Genomic DNA, 18,673 nt, shown 5'->3' on the forward strand with positions numbered 1-18,673 from the left:
AAAAGTTTTTCACCTTCGATTTGGCGCGAGGCCTTATAGCTTGTCGGTAAAATTTACTCGACTAAGTCGAACAACTAAGAAATCTACTCGGACAGTCAAAGTTACTTTATTGATTTTAGTAAGCGCTAGCGTACTTTTCATCACTACGTAGTAACCGCGCTTAGTTTTAATCGCTCTAAGATTTGACAGATGCGGCGAAACTGGAAAAAGCGTCACTTTTATTGTTCGGCCATGCTTTATGGCGGTGAGGGTATAAGTTTTACCGTAGAGAGTTTCAATTCTGAAATCTCTTCTTTACATACCTTAAAATACGTCTCTTCTAAGACGTCGTCAAACTAGGTCTGAAGAAACTACTTCGACTGTTACAGTTCCTCAAACTTTTAAATTGCGATCCCTTTCGAGGGTGTCTTCTCTGCATAAAATTCCATACATTTCTTCTCTAAAGTCTTAACTTTGAGAGATGCCATTTTGAATATGGGAGTGGCGGTATTTCGTACCGGCTTGTTATTTTCACTGCGAAAAAGGTCAAAGCGGCGTAGACAGTTTAGAATCTCGCTAATTTTGATTCGCGCCAATGATGCATCACTACTTTTCATGCGATCGCGAATGATTTTAGTTATTTCATTGAAACTGACAGGCTCATCTAAAGAATCAACAAGCTGAATCAGCTCATTTAAAATGGCTGTTCGATATTCCGGAGCGCGGTTTAGCTTCCACTTTTTGAAAAAGCTTTTAAGGCTAGAATCATCTGCTGCTGGTTCAGTTTCTTCTTCTAATTCTTCGTCGGCTGTCTCAGAAGGTTCACTTATATTTTCGTTGAGTAGCTGCTTGATTTGACTTAAGAAGTTATTTTGGTCAGCGACGGTAATTTTCCAGTTATGAGTGCGGATATAGGCTTCCGCTTCATCGATATCAAGTACGACAAAGATGGCATTGCTAGAGTCGAGATTTAGTCTCTCTCGATGCTTCACAAATTTTTCTATGCCTTGATGATAATTGACGCCGGCTTTGCACTCAATTAACAAAGGCTTTTGATTAACTAGAAAAAACAGGTCAAGCTCTGATGTCTCATTATTGTTGTAGCTAATTTTAGGATTTCTTAAATACTGATAGTCGGCCCCTTCAGCATCCAGCAGTTCAACGACTTTGTAGTAAATAAAACGCTCGAACCAACCGCCGTCAAAAAAACCTTGTATATCGGAACGATTGTACGGCGCAGCAATAATAAAGTCTGGGCTTTCTTGCTTTTTGACTAGTTTGCCGTCTGATAAATAATCGCTTGACTTAAGTTTTCTCAAATATTGATTGTGGATCCTTTTAGACCTAGAATCATATTCCTTAAGGTTGAAGTGTAATTTTCTGCCGACGCTATTTCTCAGCTTCCAATGAAAATTACTCAGAATAGAATAGTTATCGCCTAAATACAGCGATAATCCATCTAGCATATTATCTATTCTGTAATCGGGTTCATAGTAGTTATCAACTTCAATGTGGTTACTCTCAAACCATTCGATAACTTTCTGGGCTTCATCAGCTTTTGCCTCATCTCCAGAAGCTTCATCTTGATTTTCTGCTGTAAATTCCGCTTTGAAACCAGAACTTAGATTACTGTCAGACTGTTTGTTGACACCAAAAGTCGTCTTAGACTCTAGCCTTATTAGCCTCGCTTCAAGCTGTTTTACTTCGGCTAAACTGACTTTTGACTTATCTAAGCTGGTCTGAACCGTATCCTGAATACTATTAATTTCTGCTTTGTGCTCTGTTACAGATAAGTCTATGTCTGCGATCGCTTTTTCTGCCTGATCAACTAAAGTTTCAAGTCCTTCCACACGCTCCTGATAGGTATTGTGAAAGGATACCTGATTTTGTTGAGCAGCAATCTGCCGGAGACGCCGACTTTGTTGAGCATAGCCAACAGCGCCGACTGTTCCAGAGGCTGCCCCGACGACTGCTCCTTTTAATTGACTGGGTATCAACCAAAAACCAGCTGAACCAAAAAAGATACTTGACGCTAAAACAGTCAGAGCATTTTGGGTTTGATAGTTCATATGAGCTAATTCGCAGAGTCAATAACGGTAATGTGGTTTACTGCAACTGTCTTTGTAGCTATTGATACACTCTCTATTCTGGTGATTTAGCAAGTAAGCTAATTTGCGTGTATTGTAGTAACGCTGTTGTGCTTGAGCCTATGCACTCAGAAATTCTTAGAACAGCTTTACTGAAGTGGTGAGCGTGCTTCATAAAGATCTGTAAAAAATCAACAGCACGTCTTTTGATCTTCAACCGTTTCAAATTTTGTAGCTGTCGTATCTCACTGTTAGCTGCTTGTTCTAGGCTTCAACTGGAAGAATTCTGAAGTATCTAGATTTGGGCTTTCTCAATGCTAAGAATTCTTTTTCTCAATCGCCCTTTCATACTGCCGATACGATCGCCCCAATGCTGCTAGCTATTGCAATGGCAAAGGATGTTTATTCAGGACACATCGCCTGTACGGTATCCCGTCGAGCTTGAGAATCAGAAAATTGGTTCTTGAAAACGAATTGCTGTTCTCTACAGGCAGCAAAATAAGGCTGAACGTGGTAAAAGCGATTAAGGCCGACGTAGAGAGAGATGATATGCCCGTACAGCCCATTGAAACCGTAGAAAGACCAGAGGCTGCCGCTGCCCCCACTTTGCAAGTCAGCGGCCTCAATTTCTTTTACGGCGAAAGCCACATTCTGCGGAATGTATCGCTAACTGTTCCTAAAGGTCAGATGATCTGCCTAATTGGCCGCAACGGCGTTGGTAAAACGACGCTGCTAAAAAACATTATGGGTCTGCTGCGTCCCCGCAGCGGTGACATTCATTATGAAGGTCGCTCTATTGTTCATTTTTCGCCCGATAAACGAGCGCGGCTTGGCATTGGCTATGTACCCCAAGGCCGTGAGATTATTCCTCGCCTCACCGTTCAAGAAAACCTGCTTGTCGGGCTAGAAGCAAAACGCGATCGCCCTGATAGCTCGGCTAACCAAATCGGTCCTACCGAAATCTATGAGCTATTCCCTGTTCTCAAAACTATGCTCTCGCGCATGGGCGGCGATCTCAGCGGCGGACAGCAGCAGCAATTGGCGATCGCCCGCGCACTTATGGGTCAGCCCAAACTTTTGGTTTTAGATGAACCTACTGAGGGCATTCAGCCTTCTATTATTCTGGACATTGAAGCGGCTGTCCGTCGCATTATTGCAACGACGGGTATCTCTGTTTTGCTGGTAGAGCAGCATCTTCACTTTGTGCGTCAAGCTGACTACTACTACGCTATGCAAAAGGGCGAAATTGTCTCTTCTGGCTCCACGGGCGATCTCAGTAACGAGGTGATTCAGCAATTTTTAGCGGTTTAATTTTTGAAGTGAGATTATCCTCAGAACATGGCGTCTATTAGAGGATGTTTGAAAAGTCACAGTCAAAGCATTGTCGCGCTGCTGCACCCCCTCTAATCTCCCTTGCCAAGGGGCAAAATCTGAGTCTTCTCCTCATCAAGGGGGTAGTGTAGACTTGTGTTACTTTTCAAACGATCTCCTAGCTGAGTGAGATGAAAAAGCGCCTACCCCAGCATCCGCTGCCACGCCCCTTGGCCAAATTCCTTCTCAAACTCCCCCATTACCCAGTCCGATCGCTTGCCTAATCGCCGCGCACTCTTATTCAAGTAATTCAAATAAATCTGATACTGATCTGGGGTCGGTCTCAGGCCGAACAGCGACCCCCGGTACCACTCTACCTTTGGCTGCCGCCCGCAGTGCTGATAAAAACTGTTCTCTGCCAGTGTGGGCGCATAGCCCTGGCGAAACGTGCGGCGGCGGTGGCTGTGAAACAACTCGCAGAGAATCGCTGGATCCTTGATTTGGTGCGCCTGTTCGCGGGAGTAGATTGGCACCATATCTTCTAAATTCAGCGGGCGATCGCTCACCCACTGATGCCCACAGTCCGGGCACTTGACGATAAACGAATGCACAATCCGCCCGCACTGGGGACAAGGCTTCATTGGCGGCGGCCCGCCATTGCCGGATGTCTCCTTCTGCATCGGCAGGTGATACTCTTCCACATCCTCCGGAAAGCCCAACCGCTCCAGATTGCCCGCCTGATCGAGAATAAGGCCATACCGCTTTCCGGTCTGGGGCGAAATCCGCATCACCCGGCCAATCTGCTGAAAATGCAGAGCGCTAGACTGAGTAGGCCGCAGCAGCAGTCCCACCTCCACGCTCGGTTCATCAAAGCCAATGCTAATCACATTGCAGGAAGTCAGCACCAAAATCCGCTCCTCCCGCAGGTCGGCATACATTCGCTGCCGCTCTTTAATCGGCGTGCCTCCTTCCACCGTGTCTGAGGGAATCCCTGCCTGCTGAAATGCCTCTGCTACGTGGCGGGCGTGCTCGATATCGACGCAGAAAGCGATGGTGCGCTTACCGGGGGTGAGACGCTGCCATTCGGTGACGATTTTTTCGACCAGTTCCGGGCGATCGCAGGCATTTTTGAGTCCCGTCTCGTCATAATCCCCCCGCACGGTGCGCACCTCATCCAGCTTCGCCAGCCCGTCCTGGGGCATACTGTAGTACTTCATGCGGGAGAGAAAGCCCATGTCCTGTAGCTCGCTGGGCACCGGCGCAGATACCAGGGTTTCTAGGTGTTCACCGAGCTGGTCTTTGCCCAGTCGCAGCGGCGTGGCCGTCATCACTAAATGCACCGCCTCTGAATGGGTTTTATAGAGTACCTGCTTGCCAATACGGCTAAACAAAGTCGTGTGACCCTCGTCAAAAAACACCACGTCCGCCGGCCACTTACGCCACCACTTGCGCTGAGCCATCGTCTGCACGCTGGCAATCTGAATGGGCGCGTCCCGGTTTTCCTCCCACCCCGCCTTGATGAAGCCGCAGTGCAGGCCAAACGCCTGCATCTTTTCGTAGGTCTGCCCCACTAGCACGTCCAAATGCACCAAAAACATCAGCCGCTTGCCCGCTGCTTCGGCGTGAGCACAGATCTGACCGCTGATGATGGTTTTGCCTGCCCCGGTCCCGGCGATAATGGCAATCCGCTTATGCCCCTGATTTAGCTGGCGATAGAGATCGTTGATTAGTTGAACCTGATAAGGACGGAGTTTGGGCGGAGTGGACATGGGCAGGGTTGAAAGTGAGGCAGGTGAGAAGATCCAGATTTAAGTATAGAAGCACTACTTGCTGTGGCCAAAGGTCAAGTTAAGCTAATGAGTACAGGTATCTGCGCTCGTCATGCTCGCCATTCCCGCCGGATTCAGCCCTCAAGAATATCTTGTGCTGGAGCAAGAAAACGCCGTTCGTCACGAATATCGGCAAGGGTTGGTTTATGCCATGGTTGGCAATAGCGATGATCACAGCCGTATTGGTATCAATTTTCTAACGGCGCTCAATCTGCATCTGCGAGACGGTGACTGTCAGTTCTTTGCCGGAGATGTCAAAGTTAATTACGCTGATGCCTTTTTTTACTATCCAGACGCCTTCGTCACCTGCGATCCGCGCGATCGCCAGGATCGCTACATCAAACGCTATCCCAAACTCATTATGGAAGTGTTATCTCCGTCTACTGCCAAGTTTGATCAGGGCGAAAAGTTTGACGACTACAAGCAGTTACAGTCTCTGGAAGAGTACGTTTTAATCGCTCAAGCTAAAAAGCAGGTAGAGTGCCGACGGCGCGTGCAAGGCGCTGCCGCTCCCCAGTGGGAAACCATTGTTTATCGGGCTGGCGATCGCCTGCACCTAAAAAGTATTGGCCTAGAAATTGAGATAACGGAGCTATATCGGGGGACTGCTTTAGCTCAGTTTTAGACAGGTGGTTAAAGGCTGCTCAGGCGCAGTAGGTGACACCTTGGGATGAAAGCCAGGCGATCGCCACCCAGTTCTTACAGACCAGTTCTTACAGAAAAGCTTTTGTGGAAAAGCTTCATTTTCTGTAATATTGTGAACAAAATATTGCAATCTGGCTTTTAGGGTTGACAGTTCCCTCAATTGTGGGATGTCACATGAAGAGTCAGCTTGTATTTTGTTAGGGCATGTTGGCTAGCGAGATTGACGAATTTGAGGGTGCCTGACAGCGCCGCCAGAGCTTAGGTCAGTCTGAGCCATATCGCCCAATTTATAGACGCATTTAAGAGGACTTTTTATGACGACGGCTGCTCCCGATCAGGTTCAGCGGATTGTAGAAAACCGCCACCAGAACCCGTTTGAAATTTTGGGTTCCCACCCGGTAGAGGCGGAAGATACTACCCGCTGGGTAGTGCGGGCCTATCTGCCCGATGCCGAGGCTGCCTGGGTGATTCATCCCCAGGGGCGATCGCAGTATCCCATGCAGCCAAACCATCATCCTCACTTCTTTGAGTGTCAGGTGGACAATGAGGAGCTAGCTAGCAACTACCTGCTCAAAGTGAAACAGGGGGAACACGAGCAGGTAATGCACGATCCCTATGCGTTCAAAACGCCACTGCTGACGGACTTTGACATCCACCTCTTTACCGAAGGCAAGCACCACCGCATTTATGAAAAGATGGGGGCGCACCTCACGGAGATTGAAGGGGTACAGGGGGTTTATTTTGCCGTGTGGGCACCCAATGCCCGCAATATCTCTATTGTGGGGGACTTCAATAGCTGGGATGGCCGCAAGCACCAGATGCGGATGATTGGCGGCGGCGTGTGGGATTTGTTTGTACCGGCAATCGGCGTTGGCCAGAAGTATAAGTACGAAATCAAGAACCACCACGGCCATCTCTACTATAAGTCTGATCCCTATGGCTTCCAGCAGGAGGTGCGTCCGGCCACCGCATCCGTCGTTAGCGACCTCAGCTACACCTGGAAAGATGCTGATTGGATGGAGCAAAGACGCGATCGCAACCCTCAAGATGAAGCGATTTCAGTTTATGAGGTGCATCTGGGGTCTTGGCTGCATGACAGCTTGGAGAACGCTCCCCAAGAAGGCTATGCCGTCGCCATTGACCAAAAGCCCGGTGCCCGCTTCCTCACCTACCGGGAACTGGCCGACAAGCTGATTCCCTATGTTACAGAGCTGGGCTATACCCACATTGAAGTATTGCCGGTAGCGGAGCATCCCTATGATGGTTCGTGGGGCTATCAGGTAGCGGGACACTATGCGCCTACCTCCCGCTTTGGCACGCCGCAAGACTTTATGTACTTTGTTGATCAGTGTCACCAGCACGGCATTGGCGTCATTGTGGACTGGGTGCCGGGTCACTTTCCCAAAGACAGTCACGGACTGGCCTTTTTTGACGGCTCCCATCTGTATGAGCACCAAGATCCTCGCAAAGGGGAACACAAAGAATGGGGCACATTAGTCTTCAACTATTCCCGCCACGAAGTCCGCAACTTCCTAATTTCCAATGCCCTCTTCTGGTTCGATAAGTACCACATTGACGGCATTCGGGTAGACGCGGTGGCCTCCATGCTCTACCTAGACTACGATCGCAAACCGGGCGAGTGGGTACCCAATCAGTACGGCGGCAACGAGAACTTAGAAGCGGTAGACTTTCTGCGGGAGCTAAACTACCTGCTGTTTGGCTACTACCCCGGTGCGCTATCAATCGCGGAAGAATCGACCTCTTGGCCTAATGTCTCGCGGCCTACCTATGTGGGGGGTCTCGGCTTCAACCTGAAGTGGAATATGGGCTGGATGCATGACATGCTCTACTACTTCAGCCAGGATCCGATTCACCGCAAGTATCACCAAAACAGCGTTACCTTCGGTCTTTGGTATGCCTTCAGCGAGAACTTTATGCTGGCCCTATCTCACGATGAGGTGGTGCACGGTAAAGGTAATTTAATTCAGAAAATGCCGGGGGACGAATGGCAGAAATTCGCCAATCTCCGCGCCCTCTATGCCTATATGTTTACCCATCCGGGCAAGAAGACCCTGTTTATGGGCATGGAGTTTGGTCAAAATCGGGAGTGGAATGCCTGGGCCGATTTGGACTGGTGGCTGCTAGAGCAGGAATCCCATGCCAAGCTCAAGCGATTTATGGCGGAGCTGCACCAGCTCTACCGTCGTGAGCCAGCCCTTTACACAGACGATTTCACCAATGATGGCTTTGAGTGGATTGACTGCAACGACGCGGAACATAGTGTTGTATCGTTCCTGCGCAAAGACAAATATTCGGATGACTTCGTGGTGACGGTATGCAACTTTACGCCCATACCGCAATATGACTACTGGGTGGGCGTACCGGAAGCAGGCTATTACAAAGAACTGCTAAACAGTGACGCCGAAATCTACGGGGGAAGCGGCTTAGGCAATTATGGCGGTCAGGAAGCTCACGTGTGGGAGCACAATCATCGCTGGCCCTATGCCCTGAGCTTGACCCTGCCACCGTTAGGAGTAGTGGTGCTGAAGCTGAGTGAGGCAGAGGCCAAGGCGGTAGAGGTAGAGGCGAAAGCGGCCTAACGGCTAGTTTTTTGTCAGCGCCGCGATCGCCGCGACTAGCTCCGCCGCCGCTACTGGCTGGCGCAGCAGCACTGTAAACCCGTAAGCAAACCCAAGAGGGCGATCGCCCTCTTGAGCCACTAGGCCAATGATGGGTATCGTATCTCTATTGCCCACCGCCTGCACTGCTAGAAGCCAGTCAGCCCCAGCCTGAGAGAGGGCACTGAGATCGGCGATCGCAATATCGTAGTCCGTCAGCTTGGTGTCCAATAGTCCTGCAGCCAAGCTAATTTCCGTAACCCGTGCCCCTCGTTGCTCAACCAGCTCCTGCTGTAAGTGTTGACGAGTGGCATGGCTAGGAGCAACGAGGCAAATACGCCAGTTGCTCAGCGGTAGCTTGCCCGCCTTGAACTGGGTGAGCTGAGCTTTGCCCCAGTCGCAGAGATCTTCTAAGAGCGATCGCAGGGTTTCTCCTCTTGGCGTCAAGGAATATTCCACCCTGGGCGGAGCTTCCTGATAGGTTTGACGATAGATTAGCGCATCGGCTTCTAGCTTACGCAACTGCTCTGTCAGCACCTTCTGAGAAATCTCTGGTATTAAGCACATCAGCTCACTAAAGCGCTTAGAACCATACAGCAGCCACCACAAAATGACGCACTTCCATTTGCCCCCAATCACTTCTAGCGTCAGTTCTACCGGACAGCCATACTGCTTAATAACTGCCGAAGTGGCTGGATGAGAGCTGTTAGTATCCATTTGGTAACTATTAAAAGTTTGTATTAGAGTCGGGGCTGACAGCTTAGAGGTTAGCCTACTATGTCAACTATTCTCGTTACTGCTGCTACGGGCAATGTGGCTAGCCATATTGTGCAGCAATTGGTCACGCTGGGGATGCAGGTTCGCGCTGCTGTGCGCTCAGTCGGTAAAGCCAAACTCCCCCCAGAGGTGGAACTGGTGGAGTTTGATTTGGCGCGCCCGGATACGGTATTGGCGGCTTTTACTGGGGTGGAGCGGGCTTTTCTGGCGACGCCGCTGGTGCCCAATCTGGTAGAGCTTGATCAGACCTGTGTGGAGGCGGCCAAAGCCAATAACGTGCAGCATCTGGTCAAGCTTTCCGTTATGGGAGCTGATAGCGAACCGGACATGCTGTTGGGCCAACTGCACTTTAAATCTGAGCAGGCGATCGCTCAGTCTGGCCTCGCCTACACAATTTTGCGGCCCAACTCGTTTCACCAAAACTACATCACCTACTGTAGCGATACGATTAAGAGCCAAAATACGTTTTATCTGCCTTTGGGAGAGGGCCGTCTCAGCCTAGTCGATCTGCGGGATGTGGCGGCAGTAGCAGGGACTGTTTTGACTCAGCCTATTGCTGAGCACGTGGGCAAAGCCTATCAGGTGACAGGGGCAACCGCATTGTCGAACCATGAGGTAGCGGCAATCCTTTCAGAGGTGCTCAATCGCCCGATTCAGTATGTAGATGTGCCGGAGTCCGCTGCGCGGGAAGCGATGCAGGCCGCCGGAGCACCCGATCGTCAGATTGATATGGTATTAGGACTTTACGCCCGGCAAAAGGCAGGACACTACAGCGCGATCGCTCCGACGGTTGAAGCCCTCACAGGCCATACGCCTATTCCTTTTGCTCAATTTGCGCAGGACTATGCCGATCGGTTTGTGGCGAGTTCATAGGGTATCATCGCGTCTGTCCTGAAATGCAGTCAGCGCAACAGGTATCCGTTTCTATAGCTTCAGAAGCTAGGGAGCAGCCTTATCCATTATTCGCGCCAGTATTTTGGCTGATTGAGCACGTCACAGCACTGTACCTGACCGCTGACATGGCCGATGACGCCTGACCGCAGCGCCTGCACCCTCCAGGCGTCAGTGTGCTCTGGCGGAATGGGATAGGGGGCTGTTAGGCCCAGAGAGCTAGCAGTTTGAAAGCCGTGTTTGTGGTAGTAGTCTGGGTAGCCAAGGACAAAAACCAGGTCTGTGCCTGTGGCAGCTAGGTACTTAAGTCCGGTTTGGATGAGCTGGGTACCGATGCCCTGGGACTGGAGAGCAGGAATAACGGCTAGGGGCGCGAGGATGACGGCGGCGATCGCTGAACTCTCACTGATTTGCGCTTGAGTAAACAGAATATGGCCGACGGGCTGCTGATCTTTGATAGCAAGTAGGGAGAGAATAGGGGCGGCGCTGGTATCTTGCAGCAGGCTGGTGACGAGTGCCGCGATCGCCTCGCCTTCCTCACCAAAAGCGGCTCTGTGAATCGCTAGAATCGCTGGCAAATCTGACTCTGTTGCAGTTTTAATTTTGGGTTTTGCTTCAGACAAGGCTTATCTACTCAGCTTCTTTTGTCATTTTTTCTACAGCGCTTTTGGCTGCTCTCAAACTAGCGCCATGTAGTTTACGATACCAGGCGATCGCCTGAATTTTGTTTCCCTGCTGCGCTGCTCGACGAATATCTTCATCCGATAGGTTTTGAGGCGCTTCTAAATCGAAGGGCTTTCTGGTAAGAAGAAGAATCAAGAAGAGAATAATAATTCCTGCAAATAGATAAATAAGAACCATTTTCTTATCAGCTTTAAGGCGATTTGCTTATATAGCCTAGTATCAGTTTACTGAAATAAAAATGAATTTACAGCAGCTGCTATCCGCTCCAATTCTTCTTCATTGTGTCTAAGCATTTCGTGCTGCCAAAGTTGATCTGTATCGTTGGGACACTTGCTTGAAAGCCTTTCTCCAATCGCTTCTAAACTATTCTGGGTAGCTTTCCTAAGCTGCTCTGGTTCAGATAATACTCCTAGAATAAATACTCTGTCTTTTAAATCATCTGGAATATACTGCTTCATATAATCTATTCGCGCCAAGTTGTCATCAAAGTCAATAACCAACGCAATTCTTCTTTTAGGAAAACTACGCATTGCAGAGATATGATCTTTAGCAAATTTCTCTGCAACGTTTTTCCAGCCGCAGGCTTCAGGCAGGATCTGAATGGCTTGAATGTTGATGCTTAAATTGTTTAGAAATCCGTTGACAATTTGGCGATTAGCATCATCTTCTGGCAAAACAATAAGATGCGGCTGATATTTATTAACGCTCATAGCTCTATATCACCTAGAATCAAGGTGTCAATCAGATTGCTTTCGAGCTCTATTTCACTTAGCAATCTGATTAGAGTTGGTTCTAGGTGACTCTTTCGGTCAAGCACAAAAGTATTTTCAGCCGAAAATTTTCTAATTGCTTCTTCATTGTGCGAGGTTGCTAAAATTTGACCATTCTGCTTGAATGAACGTCTTAATAACGCCACAAAATGCCCAACTTCTGACAAAGAGAGATGATTATCAGGTTCATCCCAAAAACAGAAGAGCGGGCCATAATACTTGTTCGCTGCTACGACTACAGCACAGAGGAAAAAGCATTTTTCCCCATCAGACAAATCTTTGAAGTTTATTTTTAGACTTGAGTTTTTCTTTTCAAATTTAACGCTCATTCGTCTAGACTCTGGGCCAGCCAATTCATTCTGAATATCGCTAATGTCTGGCATAGCCATCTGTAAATAACGATCTATTTCTCTGTAAGCAGCTGGGTATCCTCCCAGTAATCCAGAAAACCACTCTCCAAAATTGGATCCATCTCGCTTTAGTTCTAGAGTTTCGCCATTAGAGTCACCCGTCATTAAGCTGGGAATAGGCGATAAGATAATCATGCGCGCCAGCCAGGTTTTAAAAATATGAAGCGGATCAGTTTCAGATCTCTCTTGAATTAACGGCAGCGCAATCAAATGCCAATCTACTAAAAACTGGGCTTCGCGATCGTGAGCGTTTAGCGTAACTTGGGCTTCTCGCCTAGAGTAAATTGAATTTCCTGAAACCAAAAGCTGTTCTTCAAAGACTCGTAACTCTTTGAATCCACCTGGCAGTTCTAGCGCAATTATATATTTGTATAATTTTTCTTTGATAAGTACTTCTATCTCAAATCGGATAGGAATGTTAGATCTGCCAGCCGAAAAATCTTTGGCTTGGATGAGTTTTCCAATTCTATTGGTGCCTCGACCAATATTTTGTAATACCTCTAGTGCATTGGCAATAGTTGATTTGCCTACGCCATTTTTGCCGATGAGCAGTGCAGAAGACATTGCTTTAAGAGACAGCTCAAAGTTTTCTAAGCATCTAAAGTTGTGTACATAAAGTCTCTGAAGCATAGTTAATCAATAACGATGATCATTTCCTTTGTCCTGACTAAAATAGCTTGGGGCGAACCGCGCTGACATGTTTTAAGTGCACAATCTACATCACAGTTGACGCCGATCGCCCGATATCGTACACTCAGCCATTAAGCTGCAACGCCACAAACGTTACAGTCTGTTAACACAACCGTAGGACTCAAAAACTCAGCAGCCCCTGAAGGTGTCGGAAGCACCAACAGGAGCCTAACCCAGCAAACTACCGAGCAGTTCGCGTGGGCTTAGGGGATTGTACCCCTTAGCCACCTCGCTTTGCACTGCGCTGTTGCGGGGTGGCTAAGTTTTTGGGTTCTGGGACAGGAAAGGCAGGAAGACGAAGGCAGAGAAATGTCGGGAAAGCAGGGCGAATAGTGCCTTATCTCTCATACATTTTTGCCCTCTGATTTTTGCCTTCCTATCACCCAGATCCAAAATTCTTAAGGAGTACAAATCCATGTTTCAATCCAGCGATCGCCCCTCTGTGCCAACCACCGTTGGCGCTGCTGATGTACCCAACCGCGAACCTGTCCGGCACCTGCTGCTAGGTTCTGCCAGCGGCGTCCTTGCTGAAATCAAAAACTTGCACAAGCGGGGCCACTCCGAACCCAATGACTGGTCGCAACTCTTACCCACCGGACGCCCTGCCGAAGTGATGTCAATCCTGACTCGCTACGTGCAGCCGTAGCCTGTTAACTCGTCGGGGCATTGCCGCAATGCCCTGGGATAATTCTATAAAACCTGGTTACTGACAATCAGAGTCTGCAATCGAGCGGACTATCCTTGCTGGATTGCCAACGGCAAGGACATTCTCTGGGAGGTCTTGCGTGACCACTGCTCCCGCACCAACCACTGTGTTGGCTCCGATATTAACACCGGGGCAGACAATCACTCCGCCACCAAGCCAAACGTTGTCACCAATAACGATTGAGCGTGAACTTTCCCACTTCGCTAGACGGGCCGATGGTTCAAGTGGATGCGTCGCCGTGAGCAGTTGGACATTTGGCCCAATTTGAACGTCATTGCCAATCTCTATCTTGCCGACATCTAGACAAATCAATCCCCAGTTCGCGAAGCTACGAGCGCCAATACTCGTTTGAAAACCGTAGTCGCATCGAATGGGTGGGCGTATGATCGTGCCTTCACCAACACTGGCAAACAATTTGCGAAGGATACGATCCCGTTCCAGTTGATCATCGCCACTGGTTGCATTGAATGCGGCAACCAAGTTTGCCGCTCGATTGCTATCACGAATAAGCGAGGGATCATCGGCAATGTAGTGATCACCAGCAAGCATGCGATCGCGCTGTGAGCGTCCGTCAGGTAGGAAGCGTTTATCCATATTGTCTCTAAGGTTGCAACCCGTGCTTCAAGTTGCTGCGAAGGATTGTCGAGTTGCTGAGAAGCCGTAGAAAATGTTGAGCATTCAAATGCTGGCCGCATTATAGCAACCTGCTTGTGGGCAGTTGCGGCCTTTGACCAAGCTACGCACCAGTACCAGATTGCCCTTTAACGCCGATTAAACTTTGCCTTGAGATCGTCTAGCGTCGGTGCAGACTGTGGCGATCGCTTACCTTTTCCGGTCTTTGGTTTTGGCGTATTTGACGTTTGGCCAGTCTGTGATCGCATCGACAGGCTAATCCGCTTCAGCCGCTCATCCACCTCTAGCACCCGCACTTTCACGATCTGACCCACCTGCACAATTTCCTTCGGGTCTTTAACAAAGCGATCGGCAAGCTGGGAAATATGCACCAGTCCGTCCTGATGTACGCCGACATCTACAAAGGCACCGAAGTTGGCAACGTTTGTCACCACCCCTTCTAGCTCTAGACCGGGCGTTAGGTCGCTGATCTCGCTAATGTCTTCCCGGAACTGGGCATAGGCGAACTGATCGCGGGGGTCGCGTCCGGGTTTTTCTAGCTCTTGCAGAATGTCCTTGAGGGTGAGTTCTCCAGTGGTTTCGGTGACGTAGCGCTGCAGGTTGAGACGATGCAGGCGGTCTTGGGCCTGGGGAATTTGAGTCAGGGATAGGTCGAGGTCGGCAGCGATCGCCTCCACAACGCCATAGCTTTCCGGGTGAACGGCGGTATTGTCCAGCGGGTTGTCGCCATTGCGGATACGCAAGAAGCCTGCCGCCTGCTCAAAGGCTTTGGGGCCGAGCTTGCTTACTTTGAGGAGCTGTTTGCGGTTTCCAAACGCACCGTTCTGATTGCGATAGGCCACGATGTTGTTTGCCACCGCGCCGCTAATGCCAGACACATAGGTCAGCAGCTCTTTAGAGGCATTGTTCAAGTCCACGCCCACGTAGTTGACGCAGCTTTCCACCGTTTCGTCGAGCTGTTTGCGCAACCGCTTTTGATCAACGTCGTGCTGATACTGGCCGACGCCGATGGATTTGGGGTCAATTTTCACCAACTCTGCCAGCGGATCTTGCAGGCGGCGGGCAATGCTGATAGCGCCCCGCACGGTGATGTCGAGGTCAGGAAATTCCGTGATCGCCACGTCGCTCGCAGAATAGATTGACGCTCCGGACTCATTCACCAGCACCTTGATCGGCGGCTTTGGCACCTGCTTCAGCACCTCTGCCACAAAACTATCGGTCTCTCGGCCAGCAGTGCCGTTACCAATGGCGATCAGCTCAATTTTATGCTGAGCGATGAGGCGCTTGAGAGTCTCTGCCGCCTCGGTGCGCCGCCCCTCGGACTGATGCGGAAAGATGGCCTGATATTCCAAAAACTTGCCCGTAGCGTCCACAGCCGCCACTTTGCACCCGGTACGAAAGCCCGGATCAATGCCCAGGGTAGGCTTCATCCCCGCCGGAGCCGCCAGCAGCAAATTTCTTAAATTGGCTTCAAAGGTTTCAATCGACTGCTCATCGGCCCAGGCTTTTTTCTCCGCAATCACCTCGTTGGTGAGGGAAGGCTGCATCAGCCGCCGAAAGGCATCTTCCACCACTGCCCGGTAAAACGGGCGAACAACGGGCGATCGCGTCTGAATCACCTGCGCCTCTAGCTGCGCCAAGATTTTTTCCGGCTCAAAGGTTAGCTCCAGTTTTAAGATGCCTTCTTTCTGACCCCGCAGCAGCGCTAGAACATTGTGGGGAGCCGCATTTTTTAGCGGAATTTGGTAGCGGCGGTACATCTCATACTTGGTAGTGCCCTCAGGATAGTCCGATTTGATCGTGGACTCTAATACTCCCGTCTTGAGCAAAAAGGTGCGCACTTCGGCCCGCAGCTCGGCCCGCTCGGCAACTTCCTCAGCCAGAATATCAGCGGCTCCCTGCAGGGCTGCTTCTGCCGTTTCCACTTCCCGCTCAGGGTTCACGTATTTAGCAGCTTCCGTAGTCAGCTCTTTAACCTTTTCCCCGCTTTGATTGAGCTGCCGCAGCCAGTCTGCCAGCGGTTCCAAGCCTTTCTCGCGGGCGGCGGTGGCGCGGGTGCGGCGTTTGGGGCGGTAGGGCAGATAGAGATCTTCTAGCTCTGTCTTTTGGGTGCAGGCTTCAATCTGTCGCTTAAGCTCTGGGGTGAGTTTGCCCTGCTCGTCAATGGCTTTGAGAATTACCTGCTGGCGATCGCCCAAATCCTTTAAATAGGCGTAGCGATCGCTCAGTTCCCGTAGCTGAGTTTCGTCTAGGTTGCCGGTACGCTCTTTGCGGTAGCGGGCGATAAAAGGCACCGTGGCCCCCTCCCCAAACAGGGAAAGCGCTGCTTCGACCTGAAACGGCTGTAGGGAGAGTTCGCGGGTGAGCTGCTGGGAAATGTCTAACATGCGATCGCGTTCAGGTTATCGGGTTCCTATTTTAGTGCCAGAGGGCGGAGGATGCGTAGAAGTGGGGCTAGAACCGCTGTGTTTTGCGGCGATTGAACTGCCAGAAAGCGGATTTTGCGCCAGTGGGGCTGCAGGCTCAAGGTACGGTAAAACCCAATTCAACAGGTAGCTAAAACCGAAATTAGCAAGCGAACAAAGTTCTTACAATAAAAAACGTAAGGATGACAAACAAAGCAAAGTCATTCCAACCATTAGAAACCTATCAAAAACTGTTTTGAGGGAGGAACGTTTATGTCTATTGTTCGACTCGATCCTTGGCGCGAAATTGACACGCTGCAGCGTCGAATGAACCGGATGTTTGAAGACGCTTTAGCCCCTGCTTCTTTGGATGATTTTAGCGGATTTGCTAATATTCCGGCGGCTGAGCTGAGCGAAACAGAGGAGGCCGTTCATCTGAAGCTAGAGATTCCCGGTATTGATGCTAAAGATCTCAATGTTGAAGTGACGGCAGATACGGTTTCTGTCAGCGGTGAGCGCAAGTCTGAAGAGAAGTCTGAGTCTAACGGTTCTATGCGCACCGAGTTTCGCTACGGCAAGTTCCAGCGCTCTATCTCGCTGCCGACGCGAATCCAAAATACCGCAGCCAAAGCTGACTACAAGGATGGTATTTTGCATCTGACGCTGCCCAAGGCCGAAGAAGAAAGAAACAAGATCGTCAAAGTCAATATTGGCGAAGTCAACGCCTAGCATTTTTGATTAAGCTGGCCTTAGCTAAATAGCTTTCAGCCCGAACGTTCAGGTTCGGGCTTTTCTAATTCAATCATCTTGCAAAATATCAGCTTCTTCTCGATATAAAAGCTGGATATCTGCTCGCAAAGCACTGCGAAAAGCGCCTTTAGCCTGCCAAATTCGATCTATTTGTTCTTTAGCATATTTGCCGTCTTTAGCGGGCTTTTCTCTCAAAACTCGCCGCAAGCGATAAAGCGTCTGCACGGCATTTCGAGATAAAAGCAAGAAAGCTTTGGTGCTGTGCCACTGGTCAAGCTTCAGCAATAAATCATTGAAATATTCTGGGCGCTGGGGGTCTGCCTGAGCCGCGATTCGGGACTTGCGCAGTCCGTCAGTGATAGCGATCGCTTCAGGATAGACTTCCAAACGAGCGCTATACAGCTTGGTGGTCATGTTGCGCTCTAGCTCTCGCTCAAAGCGATCGCGCTCAGACTTCAAGGCGTTTCGGTTAGCCACAAAGGAAATAAGTGCAATAAGGACGGAAACGGTTGCAGCGATCGCGGCGCTCAGAAGCCCTACCAGTAGCTCCATCTAGGTTGCCTCAACTTATTTAATTGCCGTCAATTATAGGTGAGGGCAATTATGCCCTCTGCCCAAACTCTACGTCTTCATACAAGTCAGCGATCGCCCCGCGCCAGCTCACACTGGCTAGCTCAATCTGATCGCTGGCTTTGTAAAGATGTAGCACCCACAGTCCAGCTTCATGGCGGCGTATCTCTCTGCTGGGTTTTAGCGGAGACGACTTAAAGTTTGGGTTAACCTCAACTAAGGTGTTAAATAGCCATCTTTCTACTGCGTGAGCACTTTAATTTTTGACTTTGACGGCACAATCGCCGATACCTTGGACACGGTTTTCCAGATTACTAATCGACTGGCTCCCCGCTATGGCTATCGTCCCACAACGCCGGAGCAGCTAGCGATGCTGCAAGATTTGACGATTCAGCAGATCATGCAGAAGGTGGCGGTGTCTCCCTGGCAGCTTCCCTTCATTGTCCGGCGGCTCAGCCGCGAACTTAGCCGCGAAATGGAGTCTATTGATCTAATTCCCGGTATGCTGCCAGTGCTGCATCAGCTAGCCACCAAACATCAGCTCGGCATTTTGACCTCAAACACAACTGGCAATGTCAGTCGCTTTTTGCGGCACCGCGAAATTGACTCCCTATTTAGCTTTGTCCATACCGGCACCCGCCTGTTTGGCAAACAGCGAGTTTTGCAACGGCTGATGCGTCGATATGATCTCTATCCGGCCAGCACGCTGTATATTGGCGATGAAACACGCGATGTGGAGGCGGCTCATGCGGTGGGCATTGCGGCGATCGCGGTTACCTGGGGATTCAATTCCTATCAGGCGCTCTTAGCCAAGCGTCCAGATTTTTTGATTGAGCGGCCTGAACAACTGGTGCCCATTGCCAATCAGATTGAACTGCCCGCTTTTCAGCCTGAGTATTTCTGAGTTGCTGCCGGAGG

The 18,673-nt window shown here is 49.9% G+C and carries 17 protein-coding genes and 1 pseudogene; 8 read left to right on the forward strand and 10 right to left on the reverse strand.

Annotated features, from left to right (window positions below; genetic code table 11):
• Positions 1-380: 380 nt before the first annotated feature.
• Entirely contained in the window at positions 381-2,048 is a 1,668-nt protein-coding gene (locus QJQ48_RS14465) for a hypothetical protein (protein ID WP_346291942.1), read from the reverse strand.
• A gap of 567 nt (positions 2,049-2,615) precedes the next feature.
• Here QJQ48_RS14465 and urtE point away from each other — a divergent pair.
• Positions 2,616-3,377: an urea ABC transporter ATP-binding subunit UrtE gene (gene urtE, locus QJQ48_RS14470; protein ID WP_346291943.1), complete on the forward strand. Its 762-nt coding sequence runs from the start codon at positions 2,616-2,618 to the stop codon at positions 3,375-3,377.
• Between the two features lie 203 nt (positions 3,378-3,580).
• Here the strand turns inward: urtE and QJQ48_RS14475 are convergent, their stop codons facing one another.
• Entirely contained in the window at positions 3,581-5,146 is a 1,566-nt protein-coding gene (locus QJQ48_RS14475; RefSeq protein WP_346291944.1) for a DEAD/DEAH box helicase, read from the reverse strand.
• Positions 5,147-5,258: 112 nt separating this feature from the next.
• On the opposite strand from QJQ48_RS14475, the gene QJQ48_RS14480 reads away from it, so the two are divergent.
• Both QJQ48_RS14480 and glgB read left to right on the forward strand, forming a co-directional pair.
• Positions 5,259-5,831, forward strand: coding sequence for a Uma2 family endonuclease (locus QJQ48_RS14480; protein WP_346291945.1), 573 nt, complete (start codon positions 5,259-5,261; stop codon positions 5,829-5,831).
• A gap of 334 nt (positions 5,832-6,165) precedes the next feature.
• Positions 6,166-8,451: a 1,4-alpha-glucan branching protein GlgB gene (gene glgB / locus QJQ48_RS14485; protein WP_346291946.1), complete on the forward strand. Its 2,286-nt coding sequence runs from the start codon at positions 6,166-6,168 to the stop codon at positions 8,449-8,451.
• 375 nt (positions 8,452-8,826) lie between these two features.
• On the opposite strand, the pseudogene QJQ48_RS14490 reads toward glgB, so the two are convergent.
• Positions 8,827-9,186, reverse strand: a pseudogene (locus QJQ48_RS14490) (winged helix-turn-helix transcriptional regulator); the annotation flags it as partial.
• Between the two features lie 60 nt (positions 9,187-9,246).
• Between QJQ48_RS14490 and QJQ48_RS14495 the strand changes: the two are divergent.
• Positions 9,247-10,119 (forward strand): SDR family oxidoreductase, encoded by an 873-nt coding sequence (locus QJQ48_RS14495; protein ID WP_346291947.1) that lies wholly within the window; start codon positions 9,247-9,249, stop codon positions 10,117-10,119.
• A gap of 86 nt (positions 10,120-10,205) precedes the next feature.
• Here QJQ48_RS14495 and QJQ48_RS14500 read toward each other — a convergent pair whose 3' ends face one another.
• The 4 genes from QJQ48_RS14500 to QJQ48_RS14515 all read right to left on the reverse strand — a co-directional run bounded on the left by QJQ48_RS14500 (position 10,206) and on the right by QJQ48_RS14515 (position 12,631).
• On the reverse strand, positions 10,206-10,760 hold the full coding sequence (locus QJQ48_RS14500; protein ID WP_346291948.1) for a GNAT family N-acetyltransferase: 555 nt from the start codon (positions 10,758-10,760) through the stop codon (positions 10,206-10,208).
• A gap of 7 nt (positions 10,761-10,767) precedes the next feature.
• Positions 10,768-10,956 (reverse strand): hypothetical protein, encoded by a 189-nt coding sequence (locus QJQ48_RS14505; protein ID WP_346291949.1) that lies wholly within the window; start codon positions 10,954-10,956, stop codon positions 10,768-10,770.
• Between the two features lie 89 nt (positions 10,957-11,045).
• Positions 11,046-11,531, reverse strand: a complete 486-nt coding sequence (locus tag QJQ48_RS14510) for a hypothetical protein (RefSeq protein ID WP_346291950.1) — start codon at positions 11,529-11,531, stop codon at positions 11,046-11,048.
• Positions 11,528-12,631: an AAA family ATPase gene (locus tag QJQ48_RS14515; protein ID WP_346291951.1), complete on the reverse strand. Its 1,104-nt coding sequence runs from the start codon at positions 12,629-12,631 to the stop codon at positions 11,528-11,530. Before QJQ48_RS14515 ends, QJQ48_RS14510 begins: the two co-directional genes overlap by 4 nt.
• A 475-nt stretch (positions 12,632-13,106) precedes the next feature.
• Between QJQ48_RS14515 and QJQ48_RS14520 the strand changes: the two genes are divergently transcribed.
• Positions 13,107-13,337, forward strand: a complete 231-nt coding sequence (locus QJQ48_RS14520; RefSeq protein WP_346291952.1) for a hypothetical protein — start codon at positions 13,107-13,109, stop codon at positions 13,335-13,337.
• Positions 13,338-13,394: 57 nt separating this feature from the next.
• Here the strand turns inward: QJQ48_RS14520 and QJQ48_RS14525 are convergent, their stop codons facing one another.
• Positions 13,395-13,991, reverse strand: a complete 597-nt coding sequence (locus tag QJQ48_RS14525) for a sugar O-acetyltransferase (RefSeq protein ID WP_346291953.1) — start codon at positions 13,989-13,991, stop codon at positions 13,395-13,397.
• Positions 13,992-14,158: 167 nt separating this feature from the next.
• Positions 14,159-16,417: a Tex family protein gene (locus QJQ48_RS14530; RefSeq protein ID WP_346291954.1), complete on the reverse strand. Its 2,259-nt coding sequence runs from the start codon at positions 16,415-16,417 to the stop codon at positions 14,159-14,161.
• 291 nt (positions 16,418-16,708) lie between these two features.
• Here QJQ48_RS14530 and QJQ48_RS14535 point away from each other — a divergent pair, with 291 nt between their 5' ends.
• Positions 16,709-17,164: an Hsp20/alpha crystallin family protein gene (locus tag QJQ48_RS14535; RefSeq protein ID WP_346291955.1), complete on the forward strand. Its 456-nt coding sequence runs from the start codon at positions 16,709-16,711 to the stop codon at positions 17,162-17,164.
• Positions 17,165-17,233: 69 nt separating this feature from the next.
• On the opposite strand, the gene QJQ48_RS14540 is transcribed toward QJQ48_RS14535, so the two are convergent.
• Positions 17,234-17,737, reverse strand: a complete 504-nt coding sequence (locus QJQ48_RS14540) for a hypothetical protein (protein ID WP_346291956.1) — start codon at positions 17,735-17,737, stop codon at positions 17,234-17,236.
• Positions 17,738-17,788: 51 nt separating this feature from the next.
• Here QJQ48_RS14540 and QJQ48_RS14545 point away from each other — a divergent pair, with 51 nt between their 5' ends.
• Together QJQ48_RS14545 and QJQ48_RS14550 are read left to right on the forward strand one after the other, a co-directional pair.
• Positions 17,789-17,953 carry a hypothetical protein gene (locus tag QJQ48_RS14545; RefSeq protein ID WP_346291957.1) on the forward strand — a complete coding sequence of 55 codons (165 nt, stop codon included), beginning with the start codon at positions 17,789-17,791 and terminating at the stop codon, positions 17,951-17,953.
• Between the two features lie 49 nt (positions 17,954-18,002).
• Positions 18,003-18,659 carry an HAD hydrolase-like protein gene (locus QJQ48_RS14550; protein ID WP_346291958.1) on the forward strand — a complete coding sequence of 219 codons (657 nt, stop codon included), beginning with the start codon at positions 18,003-18,005 and terminating at the stop codon, positions 18,657-18,659.
• The last annotated feature ends 14 nt before the right edge of the window (positions 18,660-18,673 follow it).

This window comes from Sphaerothrix gracilis Ecp01 (assembly GCF_030405905.1).
In the GTDB taxonomy this organism is placed as follows: domain Bacteria; phylum Cyanobacteriota; class Cyanobacteriia; order Phormidesmidales; family Phormidesmidaceae; genus Sphaerothrix; species Sphaerothrix gracilis.

Bases quoted from the DNA above. Each gene is read 5' to 3' on its own strand.
- QJQ48_RS14465 (WP_346291942.1), bottom strand. From the start codon at position 2,048: ATGAACTATCAAACCCAAAATGCTCTGACTGTTTTAGCGTCAAGTATC.
- urtE (WP_346291943.1), top strand. From the start codon at position 2,616: ATGCCCGTACAGCCCATTGAAACCGTAGAAAGACCAGAGGCTGCCGCT.
- QJQ48_RS14475 (WP_346291944.1), bottom strand. From the start codon at position 5,146: ATGTCCACTCCGCCCAAACTCCGTCCTTATCAGGTTCAACTAATCAAC.
- QJQ48_RS14480 (WP_346291945.1), top strand. From the start codon at position 5,259: ATGCTCGCCATTCCCGCCGGATTCAGCCCTCAAGAATATCTTGTGCTG.
- glgB (WP_346291946.1), top strand. From the start codon at position 6,166: ATGACGACGGCTGCTCCCGATCAGGTTCAGCGGATTGTAGAAAACCGC.
- QJQ48_RS14495 (WP_346291947.1), top strand. From the start codon at position 9,247: ATGTCAACTATTCTCGTTACTGCTGCTACGGGCAATGTGGCTAGCCAT.
- QJQ48_RS14510 (WP_346291950.1), bottom strand. From the start codon at position 11,531: ATGAGCGTTAATAAATATCAGCCGCATCTTATTGTTTTGCCAGAAGAT.
- QJQ48_RS14515 (WP_346291951.1), bottom strand. From the start codon at position 12,631: ATGCTTCAGAGACTTTATGTACACAACTTTAGATGCTTAGAAAACTTT.
- QJQ48_RS14520 (WP_346291952.1), top strand. From the start codon at position 13,107: ATGTTTCAATCCAGCGATCGCCCCTCTGTGCCAACCACCGTTGGCGCT.
- QJQ48_RS14525 (WP_346291953.1), bottom strand. From the start codon at position 13,991: ATGGATAAACGCTTCCTACCTGACGGACGCTCACAGCGCGATCGCATG.
- QJQ48_RS14530 (WP_346291954.1), bottom strand. From the start codon at position 16,417: ATGTTAGACATTTCCCAGCAGCTCACCCGCGAACTCTCCCTACAGCCG.
- QJQ48_RS14535 (WP_346291955.1), top strand. From the start codon at position 16,709: ATGTCTATTGTTCGACTCGATCCTTGGCGCGAAATTGACACGCTGCAG.
- QJQ48_RS14540 (WP_346291956.1), bottom strand. From the start codon at position 17,737: ATGGAGCTACTGGTAGGGCTTCTGAGCGCCGCGATCGCTGCAACCGTT.
- QJQ48_RS14545 (WP_346291957.1), top strand. From the start codon at position 17,789: ATGCCCTCTGCCCAAACTCTACGTCTTCATACAAGTCAGCGATCGCCC.